Genomic DNA, 17,543 nt, shown 5'->3' with positions numbered 1-17,543 from the left:
GGGCAAGGGCCCGTTACTCCCAGGCTCGCTCCAGCAGGACCAGCAACTGGTCCCTGTCCGCATCCTTGCGGTTGTAGAGCAGGGCGCCATCGTTGATGGCGAGATCCCGGATCCCGGGCAGCAGCGCCTTGTCGGTGAGGCCCGCCTCCCGCAGGGTGCGGGGCAGCTTGACCGTCTGCCACAGGGTATCGCGCAGTGCCTGCAACGCCTCGATGGTGGCCTGGGGTCTCCCCTCGGCCGGGGTCGCGGCAAAGCGCTCCGGCCCCACCAGGGGCAGCAGCAGGCGGGCGAGCTCGGGGTCGATGCCGGGCCGGTTGTAGTCGAGCACGGTGGGCAGGAAGAGGTTCATACAGAGGCCATGGGGCAGGTGGCAGCGCGCCCCCAGACTGTGGCCGAGGGCGTGCACCAGCCCCACCATGGAGTTGGAAAACGCCATGCCCGCCAGGGTGGAGCCCTCTGCCAGTTGCAGCCGCAGGCCCTTGTCCGTCGGGTGGGCCAGCACCCTGGGCAGGGCGGTGGCAATCTTCTCCACCGCCATCAGGGCCAGGGCGTCACTGACCGGGTTCTTGCCGTTGCCGATGAAGGCCTCGATGGCGTGGGTCATGGCATCCATGGCGGTGGCAGCGGTGATGGGCAGCGGCAGCCCCAGGGTGAAGCGGGGATCCAGCACCGCCAGCCGGGGCAGCAGGAAGGGGGAGGTGAAGGGCACCTTGCGCCCGCTCCCTTCATCCTTGATCACCGCCACCAGGGTCACTTCGGAGCCGGTCCCCGCCGTGGTGGGGACCACCGCCAAGGGGTTGAGGGGATGGGTCAGGCAATCCGCACCGGCATAGTCGAGCAGCCGTTCGCCCCCCAGGGTCGCCAGTATGTTCACCGCCTTGGCGGTGTCGATGACGGAGCCGCCGCCAAGGGCTAGCAGGCTGTCACAGCCCAGCTCCCGGTAGTGGCGGGCGATCCGCTCCACCACGGCGGTGGAGGAGTCTGCCGGGATCTCGTCCCAGATGGCGGCGACCGGCAAGGCCCCTTCGGCCATCACACCGGCCAGCAGGGTGGCGAGCCCGCTGCCGCTGACCCCCTTGTCGGTGAGCAGCAGCGGGCGGCCAGCCCCCAATCCCCTCAAGGCATCCGGCAACTGCTCCAGTGCCTGCTCCCCTGCCATCAGCTTGACCGGGCAGAAAAAATCGTAATAACGGCTCATCCCGTTCTCCTCGTGTTCAACCGGTCAGCAGACCCAGATAGATGTGGCAGGCCCGCGCGAGCTTGCGATGCGGGTCCGGGTAGTGGCGAAGCAGGGGCCGCGCGATGAAGGCGGGCAGGATCAGGCTCTGCAACTGCTCAAGCGCCCGCACCAGGTGCATGGCCGCGTCGAGATCCCCCTCCACCAGCAGCCGGTTTTCGCAAAAGGCCTGGTTGATGCCGAGGCGAAAGCTGAGGGCGCGAAAGGCGACGGCGGGGTGCTTGAAGCGCACCCGCAGGAGGTGGTGGCCGTCATGGGCACAGGTCGAGTGCGCCCTGCCAGCCTCCTCACCGCAGTGCCAGCGCCCCGCGAACTTGTAGAGACTCAGCCCCCGGGTCATGCCGTTTACCTCGAGCCTGATGGTGAGGCCGTCCGGCAGGGGGGCAAGCTCGCGGCGCACCGCCTCGTCGACCCGGGCGGCGCGGCACAGGGTGCGGCCGATGATCCAGAGCAGGCTGCCAATCCAGAGGCGTCTGCCGGTGGCAAGCAGGGCGTCAGGGCGCATGGGAACCTCCGCTGATGGCGGACCAGAAGAGGGTGAAGGCGCTCTCCTGCCAGTGGGGGTCTTCTCCCAGTTCACGCTGATCGACAAAGAGGGAGGCGCAGGCCAGAAACTGGCCCTGGCACACCTCCAGCATCAGGGCAGGCGGGGCCGACATCAGCTCGCCGCTGGCCTGGCCCCGGGCGAGCAGGCTCGGCAGAAAATGCAGGGTCTCCGCCAGGATCTGGCTGCGCAGGGGGCGGGCCAGCAGGGGGGAGTGGAAAAAGCCCAGCACGAACCTGAGCTCACGGGGGTGGGCCTGCATCCAGCCCATGGCCTGGTGCCAGTAGTGGCGGGCCTGCGCCTGGAGCGGCAGGGCGGCATCGGCCTCGGTGATGGCGGCGCCAAGGCGCAGCTTGATGTCCTGGTAGAGGCACTGGATCAGCACCTCCTTGCTGGGAAAGTGATGAAACAGGGTGCCATTGGCCACCCCGGCCGCCTTGGCGATGCGGGCGGTGGCGGCGCCCTGCAGGCCATCCTCCGCGCACAGGGCCAGGGCGGCATCCAGGATCTGGCGGCGTTTGTCGGTCATGGTTTCTCGCATCTCGCCTCCTAGCGCAGGAACAGGGCCATCATCAGCCGCTGGTACCAGCGCCGATAGGGGGGGTGAATGAGGGAGCCTGTGCTGAAGCGCCCGCGGCGCAGCACGGTCTTGGCCTTGGAGAAGGTGAGAAACCCCTCGCGGCCGTGATAGTGGCCCATGCCGGAGGGACCGATGCCGCCGAAGGGGGCATCGTCCGCCGCCACCTGGAACAGGCTCTCGTTGATGGCCATGCCCCCGGCGTGGGTCTCCCGAATGAGGCGGCGCTGCAGCGTCTCGTCCAGGCTCATGAGATAGAGCGCCAGGGGGCGGGGCCGGGCCACCACATAGGCCAGGGCCTCCTCGATGTCGTCATAGGGCACCAGGGGCAGCAGGGGGCCGAAGATCTCCTGCTGCATCACTTGGCAGTGGCCGGGTACCTCGGTCAGCAGGTGGGGCACCAGTTTGCGGGTGGCGTCATCCCGGGCGGGCGTGACGCAGGGGTGGGTCTGGGCGCCGGCCTGCCTCGCCTCTTCCAGCCAGGCGGTGAGCCGCTCGTACTGGGGAGCGTTGATGATGGCGCCATAATCCGGGCTCTCGAGCCCTTTGGGGTAGAGGCGGCGAAAATGGGCCTGATAGGCCTCGATGAAGGCCTGCTCCTGCCCCCTCGGCAGCAGCACGTAGTCGGGGGCCACGCAGATCTGGCCGGCGTTGAGGCTCTTGCCGAAGATCATCCGCTCCACCGCCAGGGCCAGGGGCATGTCGGGGGCGATGAGACAGGGGCTCTTGCCGCCGAGCTCCAGGGTGAGGGGGGTGAGCTGGGGGGCGGCCGCGGCCATCACCAGCCGACCCACCGCCGTGGAGCCGGTGAAGATGAGATGGTCGAAGGGGAGGGCGCTGAAGGCGGCCGCGATCTCCGCATCCCCCTCGATGACCACCACCTCGTCACCGCAGAGGGCCTCATCGAGCAGGGAGCGCAGCACGGCGTTGGTGTGAGGGGTGAACTCGGAGAGCTTGATCATGGCGCGGTTGCCGGCGGCGAGGGCGCCGATGAGGGGCCCGAGGCTCAGCATCACCGGGAAATTCCAGGGCACCATGATGCCGACCACGCCGAGGGGCTGATAGTGCACCTCGACCCTGGCGGGGGCCAGCAGCAGGCCGGAATGACGGCGCTCCGGTTTCATCCACCCCTTGAGCCGTTTCAGGGTGTAGTTGATCTGCATGACGCAGGGGAGCACATCGGCGATCAGGCTGTCGTAGTCGCTACGCAGGCCATAGTCCCGGGCCAGGGCCTGACACAGTGCCTGCTTGTGGTGCAGCAGCCCCTGCTTGAGGGCGTCAAGTCTGGCGAGGCGGGACGCCAGATCCGGCATGGGGGTGGCCTGGCTGGCCTGCCTGAGCCGATGCAGCTGCTCGGGGAGGGAGAACTTGTCCGGTGAGGCGGGGGTGACGGTGGTGTCCATGGCATGCTCCGCACGAAAAGTGACCGACTGATTAGTCGGTCCAAATCTAGCGATTCGTTGCCGACTTGTAAACCGGGTGAGGGCAGAGGGTGGCTGCCAGTGGGCAGCGTTGCCCGGAACTGTGTCCGGGCTCCCATTTTTGAGGCATCCGGATTGGTCTTCTATCTAATAAGGGGTAATTGTGGGGCACCAACTCGGAGGGAGAACCGCACATGACCAGGGAATTGCATAGCCTGCTGGCCCGGCTGGATGACGTGATCGCGCGCATGCCGGACAGTTTCAACACCTATGAGTTTGCCCAGAAGCTGGCGCTGCAACATCAGCAGGAGTATTTCGCCGCGGGCCACTCCCTGGCGGGCCAGGAGAAGAACCTGCTGCGCCTGCTCCACGAGAAGATTGCCCTGGCGCTGGCGAGCCATGAGGACGTCATCGAGGGGGCCCTGCTGCCCTGCATGACCCCCTGGGGAGAGCGCGCAACCTCGCCCCGCTGGCACCGCAAGCACTGACCCGGCAACAACATGAAAAGGCCCCGAGGGGTCTTTTCATGTTTGGGGTCGCACCTACTGGACCAGCCTGCGGGCCTGCCAGTAGCGGCTGTTCCAGTAGACGTTGTCGAGGCGCGAGCGGATCACGCCCTTGCTGGTGGAGGCGTGGATGAACTCACCTGCCCCGGTGTAGACCCCGACGTGGTACTGCTGCCAGCCGGTCTTGAAGAAGACCAGGTCCCCGTGCTGGAGACGGTATCTGTCCACCGGGCGGCCGAGGCTCGCCTGGGATTCCGTGGTGCGGGGCAGGGTGAAGCCCAGCACCTGGCTGTAGGCGAGCTGGGTGAAGGCGGAGCAGTCGAGACCGGCGCGGCTGGTACCGCCCATGCGATAGGGCACGCCGCGCCACTGCTGATAGAAGTTGTCGAATGCGCCGCTCTGGCGCACGGGAGGGGGAGGCTCCGGCGTGCTGGAGCAGGCGGCGAGAAGCAGGGCCAGCAGGGGCAGCAGCAAGGTGCGAAACATCTCAACTCCTTGATAGGGCACGGGGTTCATCATAGACGATGATCCTGCCTGGAACCTGAATGACAACGGCATTGAGGAGTGGCCGCCTGTGGGGGCAGCCACTGGATCACCCCGCCGGTTTGGGGGTAATGAGCGGCGTCAGCAGCTCGGCAATCTTGTAGAAGGTCTGTACCCGGGTGGTGCTGGGGCGCCACACCAGGCCTATCTCCCGATAGGGTTTCTCACCGGGCAGGGGAATGGCCACCAGGTCCGTGTTGTCGAGGATGCCCGCATCTATGGCCATCTGGGGCAGGAAGGTGGTGCCAAGACCGGCCCCTACCATCTGCACCAGGGTGTGCAGACTGGTGGCGGCGAACGGGTTGATCTTGCTCTTGTCCCGCAGCCGACAGGCGCTCACCGCGTGCTCCGTCAGGCAGTGCTCCCGCTCCAGCAGGAAGATGCTCTGGTTGGGCAGCTCCTTGTAGTCGAACGGCATGTGCAGGCCCGCCGCCATGTGGGAGGGCATCACCATGTGGAAGGGATCCTGGCCGACGGTCTTGCTGTGGAAGCCGCCGATCTCCACCGGCAGCGCCAGGATCAGCAGATCGAGCTGCCCCTGCTCCAGCTGCTTGAGCAGATTGGTGGTGGTGTCTTCCCGCAGCAGCAGCTCCAGATCCGGATAGGCCTTGCCGCACACCTGCAGCAGCTTGCTCAGCAGGAAGGGGGCGATGGTGGGGATGCAGCCCAGGCGCACCGTGCCGTGCATGACGCCCCCCTGCTGCTGCCCCAGTTCCATCAGATCCCGGGCGTCGGAGAGCAGGTTGCGCGCCCGCGCCACGATTTCCATGCCGACCGGCGTCATGATGAAGCTCTTGTGATCCCGCTCTACCAGTTGCAGGTTCATCATGTCCTCCAGGGTCTGGATCCCGGTACTCAGGGTCGACTGGCTGACATGGCAGGCCTTGGCGGCGCGGTTGAAATTCTTGTGCTCGTCCAGAGCGACCAGATACTGGAGCTGCTTCAGGCTGGGCCAACGTTGCATAGGAGAAACCCGATCGATGCTATCTATTTGATTTGATTAATCTACCATCGAGAGGCACCGTTGTCGCCGACAAATCGGTGCCCCCTGGCAGGCGCACTGCTTCACGCACATGGGGGCCTGCGCCGATGAGCTGGCGACCCCTGATGCGTCAGGAGCTTATCCCCTTGTGCCGCGCCATTGAAGGGGCGCCGCCATGGGATGTGACGGGGATCGGCCTTCCGGCGGGGCGCCCTGCGCGCAGGAGCGGCCATAAAAAAACGCGCCGGTGGGCGCGTTTTTGCAGAAGGGGGACGGACTATTCGTCGAAGATACCGAAGTGATCCTTGGCGAAGTTGACCCGCTGCTCCACGTTCATCTTGACCTGACCCAGCTTCTCGATGGTCTTGAGGTTGGGCACCAGGCCGCGACCGTTGGCGATCTGGATGGCAAGGCCCGGACGGGCGTTGAGCTCCAGCAGCATGGGGCCGCGGAACTTGTCCAGCACCATGTCGGTCCCGATGTAGCCAAGACCGGACATCTCGTAGCAGGAGGCCGCCAGGTTGAGCAGGGTGTCCCAGTGGGGCACCTTCAGATCATAGAGATCCAGGCCGGTGTCCGGGTGGTGGCGCAGCGGGTTGCCAAACTGCACCGCCCGCAGGGCGCGGCCGGTGCGCAGGCACAGGCCCACCCCCACGGCGCCCTGGTGCAGGTTCGCCTTGCCATCGGAAGCCGAGGTCGAGAGGCGCATCATAGCCATCACCGGGAACCCCTTGAAGATGATCACCCGGGCATCGGGGACCCCTTCGAAGGAGTAGCCGTCGAACACGTCGTCGAAGTTGATGAGCCCTTCCACCAGCGCCACGTCGGGCTTGCCGCCGAGGGAATAGAGCCCCGCCAGGATGTTGGAGACATGGCGCTCCAGATCCTGGCCGTTGGCGGCGCTGCCGTTGGGCTTGTAGAAGAGGCCGTCCTCCTGGCGGAGGATCACCAGGATCCCCTTGCCGCCGGAGCCGCGGGCCGGCTTGATGCAGAAGCCCGGCCAGTCCTTCACCAGCTCGGTGATGCGAGTCACGTCGTGCTGCTCGCGGATGGTGCCGATGAGTTCAGGCACCGTCACCCCCGCATCCAGCGCGATGCGCTTGGTCTTGAGCTTGTCATCCACCAGCGGATAGAGGCGGCGCGGGTTGTAGCGGCTGATATAGGAGTGGTTGCGCTTGTTCATGCCGAGGATGCCTGCCTGGGACAGGCTCCACGGACTGGTGTATTTCTGCCAGAACCACATCTGTTACTTGTCCTTACCCGGGGTGGCACCAGACTTCATCTCGTCCACCAGCGGCTTGAAGCGCTTGAGCTCGCTCAGCTTGTAGCCGGTGTAGTTACCCATCAACAGCACGGTCGCCATCAGCACCAGCTGCAGGCCGAGGAAGTTGAAGGTGAGGTGACGAATGAGCTCGTTGTCCATGGCCAGGTAGGCGATGACCGCCACCAGCAGGGAGCCGCCGCCCTGGCGGAACACCTCTTTGGGACCCTCTTCTTCCCACAGGATGGACATGCGTTCGATGGTCCAGGAGAGGATGATCATCGGGAAGAAGGTGATCTTCATGCCGTCGGTCAGCCCCAGCTTGAAGGCGAACGCCGAGAAGATGCCGATCATCGAGATCACCATGATGATGATCGCCGATATCCGGGCGACCAGCAGCAGGTTCAGCCTCGAGAGGTAGGAGCGGATCACCAGGCCGGTGCCGACGATCAGCAGGAAGCCGATGAGGCCGGTGACCAGCGAGGTCTGGATGAAGGCGACCGCGATCAGCACCGGCATGAAGGTGCCGGAGGTCTTGATCCCCACGATGACCCGCAGGAACACCACCATCAGCACGCCGATGGGGATGAGCAGCAGACCCTTGAACAGGGCTTGCTCTTCCAGGGGCAGGCTGTGGATGGAGAAGTTCATCATCTCGGATTTTTCGAACTTCTGGGCCAGGGCCACGTTGACCGGTTGCTCCTGCTCGATCATCGAGAAGGTGACGCGGGAGTTGTGACCGCCGGTGACGTCCAGGAGGGCGCCGGAGTTGTACTCCCACAGCAGCAGGTTGGCCGGTTGACCCTGTTCACCGCTTTGCGGGTTGAACAGCTTGTAGTCGGTCGGGCTGTTGAAGACCTGCAGGTAATCCACCAGCTCCTGACGGCGGCGGCCATCTTCCAGACTGAGGGCGTGAACCACCCGGGCCGGGACGTCCGCGTTGTTGAGCAGCTCGGCAATCAGATTGGCGCGGCTCTTGTGGGACTTGAGCAGCTCGGCGTTCTGTTCCTGCTTCTCGATCTCCTTGATGATCTCGCGGGTCAGGGTGTAGCCGTCGGCGGAGCGCTCCTGGGCGCGCTCCAGGATTTGCTTCATGGCCGTGGCGTAGGGCTCGCTCTCGATCTGCTTCTCGATGGCGGGCGGCTGCGGGTTGGCGGCGGGCTTGGCATGGGCATCGGCCATCATGTCGACCCGGTAGTAAAGCTCCTGACGGCCGGAGGCGGTGCGGATGGACCACTCGGCGCGGGCATCCCCATCTTTTTCCACGAACGACAGGCCATAGCCCGGGCTCGCGGCGTTCTCGTTCATCAGGGTGAAGCCGGGCTGGGTGCCCGGAATGGCCAGGGAGGCGATCACCGGCTCGCCGGTGGCCTCGAACTCGAGCTTGGCTTCGATGGACCAGATCTGGCGCTTTTCACCCGGCGTGAGCGGGACGTCCAGCGCGATGTGATGATAGAAGGTCATCCCCAGGCCGACGATGTAGAGCAGGGCGACCAGCAGATAGAACGGCTTACGGGAAACCATGGATTATTTCACATCCTTGAGCTTGGGTTTGGGTTGGATATATTCGCGGGCCACGTCGACCACGGCGATGTCTTTGAGGAATTCACGGCCCAGCAGCACGGGGAAGGTCATGTCGCTGCGGTCCTTCAGGGTAAATTCGGCCTTCTCGGTCATGTCGCCGATGCGCACGGCGAGGCGGACCACGGGGCGACGGTCGAGATCGTCGGCGGAAGCCTGACGGACCCGCACGTGACGCACCAGGGGCGCTTCAATCTGGATCTTGTCGTCCATCTCCTGGTGGCTCAGGAAGAAGCGCACCCAGTTCTTGCCGTTGCGCTCGAAGATGGTGATCTCCTGGGCGCTGATGGAGGAGGTAGTTGCGCCGGTGTCGACCCGGGCCTGGAAGGCGTCGTTGGCGGCGTCAACCCAGATCCACTCCGCTTCACCCACCAGCAGCTTGCCATCGACGGTGTGGCCCTGGCTCGGCGCCGGGCACTTCTCGGCGGGAATGGGCATGGCCTTGGGCGGCTCGGGAGGCAGGGTAGCCAGCTTGCTGTCGACTTTCTTCACGGACTCTTTCATGTTGGTGACATCGGTGTTGAGCTGAACCAGCAGGTGCTGTTGCTGCACATACTGCTTCTGTTGCTGTTCCATGGATGTTTGCAGACGTTGCTCGCTCAACGAGATCTCGTTGCGCAGCTCGGCCAGCGTCAGGGTCGGGGCCGGGGGGGCTTTTTCCATACTGACACACCCGCCGAGACTGAGCAGGGAGAGCAGGGTCATTCCTTTTAATTTGCTTTTCATGTCATTCATTTAACTGTGCTTCCTGGAATTGGGTCAGTGTAACTTCCACAGCCGCCATCGGCTAGTCTTTGGCCTTTCTGGCGATCAGTACGGCACGTTTGGGTGCCGGGTATCCTTCGACCGTGAGTGCAGGATTGTGTGGATCCAGATAGTCACTCAGGGACTCGTTAATCATCCAGTCGGTACGACGCTGTTCGTCGGTGCTGGTCATATTCTCGTCGACGATGCGCACCTCGGTGAACCCGCAGCGCTCGACCCAGCGTGTGAGGGCCGCGCTCGAGGGGAGGAACCAGACGTTGCGCATCTTGCCGTAGCGATCGGAGGGCATCAGCACCTGGTTTTCGTCGCCGTCCACCACCAGGGTCTCGAGCACCAGCTCCCCATCGTCTTTGAGCTGGTTGCGCAACTGCTCGATGTGCTCGATGGGGGACTTGCGATGATAGAGCACCCCCATGGAGAAGACGGTGTCAAAGGCCCGCAGATCCGGCAGCTCCTGGATACCGAGGGGCAGCAGGTGGGCGCGCTGGTCGTTGCCTGCGAAGTGGCGAATGGCTTCGAACTGGCAGAGGAACAGCGGGCTCGGGTCGATGCCGACCGCCAGTTTCGCCCCTTCCCCCACCATGCGCCAGAGGTGGTAGCCGCTGCCGCAGCCCACGTCCAGCACGTAGCGGCCCTGGAGCGGGCTGATGTGGGGCAGCACCCGATCCCACTTCCAGTCGGAGCGCCACTCGGTGTCGATGTGGATGCCGTGCACATGGAAGGGGCCCTTGCGCCAGGGCATGAGCTGGCGCAACAGGCTCTCGGTCTTCTTGCGCTCACCCTCTCCCAGGCTATCGGAGCCGCCGATGGCGACCCGCTCTTTGAGCTCGATCCGGCCGGGGGCCACGACGGGCAGCTTGGCGAGGGCGCGGTTCCAGCGCGGCAGATCCCCGTGCAGGTTGTCGTGCTGCCAGGCGTGCAGCTGGGCGGGCAGGGTGTGCAGCCAGTGGCTCAACCGGTTCTTGGCGATCAGTTGATAAAAATGGGCGAAATCGATCATGGCTTAGTTGGTGTCGCTGGCTTTGATGGCAATCATGGAGCCGAAGTTGAAGCACTGGAACCAGAGGTCCAGGTGGGTGAAGCCGGCGTCCCGCAGGCGCGCCTGATGGACCGCCAGGGTGTCGGTACGCATCACGTTCTCAAGGGCGGTGCGCTTCTGGCTGATTTCCAGCTCGCTGTAGCCGTTGGCCCGCTTGAAGTCGAGGTGCAAGTCGATGAGCAGCTCGTTGACCTGCTCGTCATCGAAGCGGAACTTCTCGCTCAGGATAAGGATGCCGCCGGGGCGCAGGCCGTCAAAGATGCGCGCGATGAGGGCGGCCCGCTTCTCGGGGGCGACGAACTGCAGGGTGAAGTTGAGCACCACCACGGAGGCGTTCTCGATGGGGATGTCGCAGATGTCCGCCTCGATGAGTTCCACCGGCACCTCGGACTTGAAGCCCGAGAGGTGAGCGCGGGCCCGCTCGATCATGGGGTGGGAGAGATCCACCGCCGTGATCTGGCAGCCGGGCTGGGTGACGTGGCGGCGCATGGCCTGGGTCGCGGCGCCGAGGGAGCAGCCGAGATCGTAGAGGCGGCTCTGGGGCTGGGCGTAGCGGGCGGCCATCATGCCGATGGCGGAGATGATGTTGCTGTAACCGGGCACCGAGCGCTGGATCATGTCGGGGAAGACGTCGACGACCTGCTCGTCAAAGCAGAAGTCTCCCAGACGGGCGATAGGGGCGGCAAAAATCTGATCGTGCATGCTGACGCAACCTGACAGCCGGTGTGGTGGGCGGCTGTTTTATTCAATTGAATCTTGGGTGGACGGGCATCGAAATGGCGTCGTCACCGGTTGACGAACGGGGTGGCTTGCTCCGGGATCCTTCGGGCTGCCCCTGTTCGCAACGGGCCATGGTCCGGGCCCTCAGGGTGCCGGGCTGGGGTGGGCAACGCATTGCCATGCACCCAGGCCCGGGACCTTACTTGGGGCGCTAGTGTAGAGGAAAGGCGGGCGTTTGTCTTGACGCCAACCCCGGTGGGACCACAAAAAAAGCGGCTTTTTTTGGGGACGGAGAAGGGGCGGGGAGGGGGCCGCTCAAAAGGGCAGCACCCCCTGGCGGGCGCGATCGTTTTCTCCTGGCCAGGGGGCCATCTCCTGGCCGAGCAGGCGGCTGATCTGCCGTGCGAGTTCGGGGGCCTGGGCATTGTCAGCGGTGTGGACAAAGAGGTAGAGATCCTTGCCCTCCTGGAGCCATCGTTTCCAATGTGGCAACCATGGTGGCAAAAATGGGTGATTGTCCTCGATTTGAGGCAAACCAATCAGGCGCACCACCGGGGCACCCCCCGTGGCCAGCAGATGGACCGGCAACCTGGGTTTCTTGCCCTGGGCATCGATCATGGCGGCCGTGGTGGCGGGCACCGAGAAGAGCGGTCGGCTGTCGAGCATGATGCGATTGATGCCCCGCGCCATCAGCATCCGGTTGAGGGCCCGTTCCGCCTCCCCCTTGGCGAAGAAATCGGGGTGGCGCACCTCGAGGGCATAGGTGAAATCCTGGGGCAGCCGCGCGAAGAAGGCATCCAGACGGGCCAGCCCCTCTGGCCCGAAGCGGGCGGGCAGTTGCAGCTTGAGCAGCCCCAGCTTGTCATGCAGGGGGGCCAGCAGGCGGATGAAGGCCGTCACCTGTTTGTCCGCGCTCACCAGATCGCTCTGGTGGCTGATCTCCTTGGGAAACTTGAAGCTGAAGCGAAAGTGGTCGGGGACCGCATCAGCCCAGCGCTGCACCGTCTCCGGGGTCGGTGAGGCGTAGAAGGTGGTGTTGCCCTCCACGGAGTTGAACACCCGGGCATAGTCGGCGAGGTGCTCGGCGGGCCTGGCATTCATCCCCAGCAACTGGCCGGGCCAGGCCGGGTGTGACCACTGGGGCAGGCCCAAATAGAGGCTCATGATGGTTCCTGTCGGCAGGTTGGCGCACTTTTGCCCTCCTTTTTGCGCCAGAACAACAAAAAACAGGGTAAAGGGGGCTGCGGGCCATTTTACCCAAATGGAGGTTTTCCTCTATAATGCCAACCCTTTTGTTTGCCACATTGTCGTAATGCGCGCGACCGAGCCCCCGGGTGACGATGATCGCGGCCCGGCAGTGGCCAGACAACGACGCCAGCCGATACCCCGGCGCCCACTCGTCATCCCGGTCGGGATCGGGGGCATGCCTGGGGCGGCGGCAAGAATCCGGCTCGGGGAGCCGGATGACCCGAGACAGATTTCAAACCGGGCAAGAAGCAGGATCTGGCCAGCTGTGAGACAGACGGTGCTTGCCAGTCGTGCCCGGCGACCCAGGATGAACCGTCTCTCTACCATTTCGAAGGAAGAAGTCCATGCGCTCTATCTATTGCGGACAGGTCAATGAGGCCCATGCCGGGCAGACCATTACATTGTGCGGTTGGGTCCATCGTCGTCGTGATCTCGGCGGCCTCATCTTTATCGACATGCGCGACCGCGAGGGCATCGTGCAGGTGTTCTTCGATCCGGACAAGCCGGACGCCTTTGCCCTGGCCTCCGAGCTGCGCGGCGAGTTCTGCATCCAGGTGACCGGCGTGGTGCGTACCCGCCCCGACTCCCAGCGCAACAGCGACATGGCCACCGGTGCCATCGAGGTGTTCGCCCACGAGCTGACCATCATCAACCGTGCCGAGCCGCTGCCCCTTGACTTCAACCAGGTCAACAGCGAAGAGGTGAGCCTCAAGTACCGCTACCTGGATCTGCGTCGCCCCGAGATGGCCAAGTACCTGAAGACCCGTGCCAAGGCCAGTGCCTTCGTGCGCCGCTTCATGGACGAGCACGGCTTCCTCGACATCGAGACCCCGATGCTGACCAAGGCGACCCCGGAAGGGGCCCGTGACTACCTGGTGCCGAGCCGCGTGCACAAGGGCAAGTTCTACGCCCTGCCGCAGTCCCCCCAGCTGTTCAAGCAGTTGCTGATGATGTCCGGCTTCGACCGCTACTACCAGATCGTCAAGTGCTTCCGCGACGAAGACCTGCGTGCCGACCGCCAGCCGGAATTCACCCAGATCGACGTGGAGACCTCCTTCATGACCGCGCCCCAGGTGCGTGAAATCATGGAAGAGATGATCCGCAAGCTCTGGCTGCACATCCTGAACGTGGACCTGGGTGACTTCCCCATCATGACCTTCGACGAGGCCATGCGCCGCTTCGGCTCCGACAAGCCGGACCTGCGCCTGCCGATGGAGCTGGTGGACGTGGCAGATCTCTTGACCGAGGTGGAGTTCGCCGTGTTCGCCGGTCCTGCCAAGGATCCGAAAGGCCGTGTGGCGGCCCTGAAGGTACCGGGTGGCGCGGAGCTGTCCCGCAAGCAGATCGACGAGTACACCAAGTTCGTCGGCATCTACGGTGCCAAGGGCCTGGCCTGGATGAAGGTCAACGACGCGGCCAGCGGCCTCGAGGGCGTGCAGTCCCCGGTGGCCAAGTTCCTCTCTGACGCCATCGTGCGCGAGATCCTGGCCCGCACCGGCGCGATGGATGGCGACATCATCTTCTTCGGCGCCGACTCCAAGAAAGTGGTGTGCGACGCCATGGGCGCCCTGCGCCTCAAGGTGGGCCGCGATCTGGGTCTGGTGGAGAACGTCTGGAAGCCGCTCTGGGTCATCGACTTCCCCATGTTCGAGGAAGACGGCGAAGGCGGTCTGGCGGCCATGCACCACCCCTTCACCGCCCCGAGCAACCTGGGCCCGAGCGAGCTGAAAGCGAACCCGGTGGGCGCTTACGCCAACGCCTACGACATGGTGATCAACGGCTACGAAGTGGGTGGCGGCTCTGTGCGTATCCACAACAGCGAGATGCAGGCCACCGTGTTCGACATCCTGGGGATCACCCCGGACGAGCAGCGCCTGAAGTTCGGCTTCCTGCTGGATGCCCTGAAATACGGCACCCCGCCCCACGCCGGCCTGGCGTTTGGTCTGGACCGCCTCAGCATGCTGCTGACTGGCACCGACAACATCCGGGATGTCATCGCCTTCCCGAAAACCACGGCGGCCGCCTGTCTGATGACGGACGCCCCGAGCTTTGCCAACCCGACCCAGCTGGGCGAGCTGGCGATTGCGACCACCGTCAAAGACGAGTCGGTGTTTAAAGGCAACAAATAAGAAAGGGACTGGCCGCTAATGCGGTCAGCCCAATAATTCTCTAATTGATTGAAATATAACGGAGAGTCCCTATGGCAGGTCACAGTAAATGGGCCAACATCAAACACCGCAAGGCGGCGCAAGACGCCAAGCGCGGCAAGATCTTCACCAAGCTGATCCGCGAAATCACCACCTCCGCGCGTCTGGGTGATGCGGATCCTGCCAACAACCCCCGCCTGCGTGCGGCGGTAGCGGCAGCCCTGACCAGCAACATGACCCGCGACACCATCAACCGCGCGATCGCCCGTGGGGCCGGCGGCGGTGACGGCGAGCAGCTCGAGACCATCGTGTACGAAGGGTACGGCCCGGCCGGTTCCGCCGTCATGGTGGAGTGCTTGACCGACAACCGCAACCGTACCGTGGCCGAAGTGCGTCACGCCTTCAGCAAGTGCGGCGGCAACCTGGGGACCGACGGCTCCGTGGCCTATCTGTTCACCAAGAAGGGGGTGCTGACCTTCGTGGGCGCCGATGAAGACGCCCTGATGGACGCCGCGCTGGAAGCCGGTGCCGACGACGTGGTGACCGAAGAAGATGGCACCATAGAGGTCTACACCACCCCGAACGACTTCGGCACCGTGCTGGACGGTCTGGAAGCTGCCGGCTTCAAGCCCGAGAGCGCCGAAGTGACCATGATCCCCTCCACCGAGGCGGAACTGGATGCCGAGACCGCGCCCAAGCTGATGCGCCTCATCGACATGCTGGAAGATCTGGACGATGTGCAGGAGGTGTACCACAACGGCTCCATCTCCGACGAGATCGCCGCGACCCTGTGATCCCCCAGGGCAAGGGGAGGGCGACCACAACGGTCCTCTGCCCTGGCTCCGACGAGATCGCCGCGACCCTGTGATCCCCCAGAGCAAGAGGGAGGAGGCCATAACGGTCCTCTTCCCTGGCTCCGGCGAGATCGCCGGCCTCTCGCGACCCTGTTCAGGTTCGCGAACACACAGGTGCGACACCTTGTTTACCTTCGCAAAAACGGCAGCCCGGGCTGCCGTTTTTTTATGTGCCAGACCGCGCACCTCCCCTTGTGGTTCGATTTCCTCTCTTAATGTTCGCTTAAGTTTGCCGTCCTAGGATGACCCCGTATCTGGATCTCCCTGGCTCTTGTCCTGTTTTTCAGGGCCGAGTGTCGGGATGGTCACCACGAAGCCTGCTGGCAGGTTGTTAGTTCCACTGGTTTGTCGGAGTCTCTCTATGCGTCTCACTCTGGGAGTGATGAAGGTCAATCTGTTGCTGGTGCTGCTGTTTGCACTGGTCTTCAACTGGCCCATTTTCCTGCACTTTTATCGCATTCTCAGCGCCCTTGAACACGTCAAGGCGGGGTTTGTCCTTTCCATTCCCCTGGTACTGGTGGCGGCCCTCAACGCGGTGTTCCTGCCCTTTACCTTCCGTTATCTGCTCAAGCCCTTTTTCGCCTTGCTCATCCTGACCGGCTCCCTGGTCAGCTACGCCATGCTCAAGTACGGGGTGATCTTCGACATGGGCATGATGCAGAACATCATCGAGACCAACAGCGGGGAGGCGGGCTCCTACCTCAACGGCTCCGTGGTGCTCTGGTTCCTGCTGACCGGCCTGCTGCCGGTGCTGGTCCTGCTGTGGGTGAAGATTGAGTACCCCCGTCCCTGGTACAAGGGACTGGGTCTGCGCCTCGGTTCCATCGCCCTCTCCTTGCTGTTTCTGATGGGGGCTGCCGCCCTCTATTACCAGGATTACGCCTCGGTCGGGCGCAACAACAAGTCCCTCGGCAAGGAGATAGTGCCCGCCAACTATGTGCATGGGCTCTACAAGTACGCCCGGGATGTGGTCTTCGCCACTCCCATTCCCTACCAGCAGATCGGCACCGATGCCAGGGTGATCGGCCAGCATGAGAAGCCGACCCTGATGTTCCTGGTGGTGGGGGAGACGGCCCGCAGCCAGAACTACTCCCTCAACGGCTACGAGAAGGAGACCAACGGCTTCACCGAGAAGGAGGCCAATGTGGTCTCGTTCAGGAACGTGCGCTCCTGCGGCACCGCCACGGCGCTCTCCGTGCCCTGCATGTTCTCGAACATGACCCGGCGCGGCTATGACGAGGCCAGGGCCCAGTCCCAGGACGGCTTGCTGGACGTGCTGCAACATGCCGGGATCTCGGTGCTCTGGAAGGAAAACGACGGCGGCTGCAAGGGGGTGTGCAAAAACGTCCCCACCATCGAGATTGAGCCCAAGGCATTCCCCGCATACTGCTCCGGCAATGCCTGTCATGACGAGGTGCTGTTGCAGGGGCTGGATCAGCAGATCGCCGACATGCAGGGCAAGCAGGGCAGCAAGCTGGTGGCCTTCCACCTGATGGGCAGCCACGGTCCGACCTACTATCGCCGCTACCCGGCCGCCGATCGCGTCTTCCTGCCGGACTGCCCGCGCAGCGACATCGAGAACTGCAGCAACGAAGAGCTGGTGAACACCTATGACAACACCATCCGCTACACCGACAAGGTGCTGGCCCAGCTCATCGACAAGCTCAAGAGCCTGGAGAGCCAGTACAACGTGGGGCTGGTCTATCTGTCGGATCACGGCGAATCCCTCGGCGCCATGGGGCTCTATCTGCACGGCACCCCCTACAAGTTCGCACCGGACGATCAGACCCGGGTGCCGCTCCTGACCTGGTTCTCTCCCCAGTTGCAGGCAGACCGTCAGCTCAATCTGGATTGCCTGCAACAGGAGGCAGCCAGCAAGCGCTTCTCCCACGACAACCTGTTTCACTCCATGCTCGGCATCATGGACGTGCAGACCCAGGTCTATGACGGCAAGCTGGATCTGTTCAAACCGTGCCGGGCAGGGTGAACCACGGCGTCCGATTACGCCGCTACGGGGCTAATCGAACCTACGCTCTGTTCAAACCTTGTAGAGCGGGGTGAACCGGCGATAACAGACCATAAAAAAACGGCAGCCACTGGCTGCCGTTTTCGTATCCG

General features: G+C 63.9%; 16 protein-coding genes. 4 read left to right on the top strand and 12 right to left on the bottom strand.

The genetic code is table 11. The features are described from left to right. Positions 1-13: 13 nt before the first annotated feature. From OKC30_RS00790 to OKC30_RS00775, 4 genes are read right to left on the bottom strand one after another with little or no spacing between them, the layout of a single operon-like run. Positions 14-1,198 (bottom strand): iron-containing alcohol dehydrogenase, encoded by a 1,185-nt coding sequence (locus OKC30_RS00790; protein WP_268425951.1) that lies wholly within the window; start codon positions 1,196-1,198, stop codon positions 14-16. A 16-nt stretch (positions 1,199-1,214) separates the two neighbouring features. Continuing rightward, positions 1,215-1,742, bottom strand: coding sequence for a hypothetical protein (locus tag OKC30_RS00785; RefSeq protein WP_041215547.1), 528 nt, complete (start codon positions 1,740-1,742; stop codon positions 1,215-1,217). Continuing rightward, the gene (locus OKC30_RS00780; protein ID WP_270666054.1) at positions 1,732-2,322 is read right to left on the bottom strand and encodes a TetR/AcrR family transcriptional regulator; all 591 of its coding nucleotides are present in this window, start codon (positions 2,320-2,322) and stop codon (positions 1,732-1,734) included. Before OKC30_RS00780 ends, OKC30_RS00785 begins: the two co-directional genes overlap by 11 nt. Positions 2,323-2,330: 8 nt before the next feature. Beyond that, a complete protein-coding gene (locus tag OKC30_RS00775; RefSeq protein WP_160836856.1) occupies positions 2,331-3,761 on the bottom strand; it encodes a coniferyl aldehyde dehydrogenase in 1,431 nt (476 codons plus the stop codon). Between the two features lie 212 nt (positions 3,762-3,973). On the opposite strand from OKC30_RS00775, the gene OKC30_RS00770 reads away from it, so the two are divergent. Beyond that, on the top strand, positions 3,974-4,267 hold the full coding sequence (locus OKC30_RS00770; protein ID WP_041212706.1) for a hypothetical protein: 294 nt from the start codon (positions 3,974-3,976) through the stop codon (positions 4,265-4,267). 54 nt (positions 4,268-4,321) lie between these two features. Here the strand turns inward: OKC30_RS00770 and OKC30_RS00765 are convergent, their stop codons facing one another. The 8 genes from OKC30_RS00765 to OKC30_RS00730 all read right to left on the bottom strand — a co-directional run bounded on the left by OKC30_RS00765 (position 4,322) and on the right by OKC30_RS00730 (position 12,340). Then, on the bottom strand, positions 4,322-4,771 hold the full coding sequence (locus OKC30_RS00765) for a C40 family peptidase (protein ID WP_029314241.1): 450 nt from the start codon (positions 4,769-4,771) through the stop codon (positions 4,322-4,324). A gap of 106 nt (positions 4,772-4,877) precedes the next feature. Next, positions 4,878-5,792 (bottom strand): hydrogen peroxide-inducible genes activator, encoded by a 915-nt coding sequence (locus tag OKC30_RS00760; protein ID WP_010674086.1) that lies wholly within the window; start codon positions 5,790-5,792, stop codon positions 4,878-4,880. A 295-nt stretch (positions 5,793-6,087) separates the two neighbouring features. Next, positions 6,088-7,053 (bottom strand): alpha-L-glutamate ligase-like protein, encoded by a 966-nt coding sequence (locus OKC30_RS00755; RefSeq protein WP_039039849.1) that lies wholly within the window; start codon positions 7,051-7,053, stop codon positions 6,088-6,090. A gap of 3 nt (positions 7,054-7,056) precedes the next feature. After that, positions 7,057-8,595, bottom strand: a complete 1,539-nt coding sequence (locus OKC30_RS00750; RefSeq protein WP_010674088.1) for an inactive transglutaminase family protein — start codon at positions 8,593-8,595, stop codon at positions 7,057-7,059. A 3-nt stretch (positions 8,596-8,598) separates the two neighbouring features. Continuing rightward, positions 8,599-9,387, bottom strand: coding sequence for an ATP-dependent zinc protease family protein (locus OKC30_RS00745; RefSeq protein WP_042882005.1), 789 nt, complete (start codon positions 9,385-9,387; stop codon positions 8,599-8,601). Between the two features lie 52 nt (positions 9,388-9,439). After that, on the bottom strand, positions 9,440-10,417 hold the full coding sequence (gene cmoB / locus OKC30_RS00740; protein ID WP_160836854.1) for a tRNA 5-methoxyuridine(34)/uridine 5-oxyacetic acid(34) synthase CmoB: 978 nt from the start codon (positions 10,415-10,417) through the stop codon (positions 9,440-9,442). Between the two features lie 3 nt (positions 10,418-10,420). Next, complete coding sequence (gene cmoA / locus OKC30_RS00735; RefSeq protein WP_042017352.1) at positions 10,421-11,158, bottom strand: carboxy-S-adenosyl-L-methionine synthase CmoA; 738 nt, start codon at positions 11,156-11,158, stop codon at positions 10,421-10,423. A 333-nt stretch (positions 11,159-11,491) separates the two neighbouring features. Then, a complete protein-coding gene (locus tag OKC30_RS00730; RefSeq protein ID WP_160836852.1) occupies positions 11,492-12,340 on the bottom strand; it encodes a DUF72 domain-containing protein in 849 nt (282 codons plus the stop codon). A 428-nt stretch (positions 12,341-12,768) separates the two neighbouring features. Here OKC30_RS00730 and aspS point away from each other — a divergent pair, with 428 nt between their 5' ends. The 3 genes from aspS (at position 12,769) to OKC30_RS00715 (ending at position 17,412) form a co-directional block, all read left to right on the top strand. Beyond that, entirely contained in the window at positions 12,769-14,553 is a 1,785-nt protein-coding gene (aspS, locus tag OKC30_RS00725; RefSeq protein ID WP_160836850.1) for an aspartate--tRNA ligase, read from the top strand. A gap of 71 nt (positions 14,554-14,624) precedes the next feature. Next, positions 14,625-15,365, top strand: a complete 741-nt coding sequence (locus tag OKC30_RS00720) for a YebC/PmpR family DNA-binding transcriptional regulator (protein WP_010674094.1) — start codon at positions 14,625-14,627, stop codon at positions 15,363-15,365. A 421-nt stretch (positions 15,366-15,786) separates the two neighbouring features. Continuing rightward, positions 15,787-17,412: a phosphoethanolamine transferase gene (locus tag OKC30_RS00715; protein WP_160836848.1), complete on the top strand. Its 1,626-nt coding sequence runs from the start codon at positions 15,787-15,789 to the stop codon at positions 17,410-17,412. The last annotated feature ends 131 nt before the right edge of the window (positions 17,413-17,543 follow it).

The sequence above is a fragment of the Aeromonas sp. QDB18 genome, from assembly GCF_027705325.1.
In the GTDB taxonomy this organism is placed as follows: Bacteria; Pseudomonadota; Gammaproteobacteria; order Enterobacterales; family Aeromonadaceae; genus Aeromonas; species Aeromonas caviae.
Note: the sequence above shows the minus strand (reverse complement) of the source record. Positions and strands in the feature narration are given on the sequence as shown.

What these genes read in the sequence shown, in the direction of transcription:
- OKC30_RS00790 (WP_268425951.1), bottom strand. Translation starts at nt 1,198, where the DNA reads ATGAGCCGTTATTACGATTTTTTCTGCCCGGTCAAGCTGATGGCAGGG.
- OKC30_RS00785 (WP_041215547.1), bottom strand. Translation starts at nt 1,742, where the DNA reads ATGCGCCCTGACGCCCTGCTTGCCACCGGCAGACGCCTCTGGATTGGC.
- OKC30_RS00780 (WP_270666054.1), bottom strand. Translation starts at nt 2,322, where the DNA reads ATGCGAGAAACCATGACCGACAAACGCCGCCAGATCCTGGATGCCGCC.
- OKC30_RS00775 (WP_160836856.1), bottom strand. Translation starts at nt 3,761, where the DNA reads ATGGACACCACCGTCACCCCCGCCTCACCGGACAAGTTCTCCCTCCCC.
- OKC30_RS00770 (WP_041212706.1), top strand. Translation starts at nt 3,974, where the DNA reads ATGACCAGGGAATTGCATAGCCTGCTGGCCCGGCTGGATGACGTGATC.
- OKC30_RS00765 (WP_029314241.1), bottom strand. Translation starts at nt 4,771, where the DNA reads ATGTTTCGCACCTTGCTGCTGCCCCTGCTGGCCCTGCTTCTCGCCGCC.
- OKC30_RS00760 (WP_010674086.1), bottom strand. Translation starts at nt 5,792, where the DNA reads ATGCAACGTTGGCCCAGCCTGAAGCAGCTCCAGTATCTGGTCGCTCTG.
- OKC30_RS00755 (WP_039039849.1), bottom strand. Translation starts at nt 7,053, where the DNA reads ATGTGGTTCTGGCAGAAATACACCAGTCCGTGGAGCCTGTCCCAGGCA.
- OKC30_RS00750 (WP_010674088.1), bottom strand. Translation starts at nt 8,595, where the DNA reads ATGGTTTCCCGTAAGCCGTTCTATCTGCTGGTCGCCCTGCTCTACATC.
- OKC30_RS00745 (WP_042882005.1), bottom strand. Translation starts at nt 9,387, where the DNA reads ATGAATGACATGAAAAGCAAATTAAAAGGAATGACCCTGCTCTCCCTG.
- cmoB (WP_160836854.1), bottom strand. Translation starts at nt 10,417, where the DNA reads ATGATCGATTTCGCCCATTTTTATCAACTGATCGCCAAGAACCGGTTG.
- cmoA (WP_042017352.1), bottom strand. Translation starts at nt 11,158, where the DNA reads ATGCACGATCAGATTTTTGCCGCCCCTATCGCCCGTCTGGGAGACTTC.
- OKC30_RS00730 (WP_160836852.1), bottom strand. Translation starts at nt 12,340, where the DNA reads ATGAGCCTCTATTTGGGCCTGCCCCAGTGGTCACACCCGGCCTGGCCC.
- aspS (WP_160836850.1), top strand. Translation starts at nt 12,769, where the DNA reads ATGCGCTCTATCTATTGCGGACAGGTCAATGAGGCCCATGCCGGGCAG.
- OKC30_RS00720 (WP_010674094.1), top strand. Translation starts at nt 14,625, where the DNA reads ATGGCAGGTCACAGTAAATGGGCCAACATCAAACACCGCAAGGCGGCG.
- OKC30_RS00715 (WP_160836848.1), top strand. Translation starts at nt 15,787, where the DNA reads ATGCGTCTCACTCTGGGAGTGATGAAGGTCAATCTGTTGCTGGTGCTG.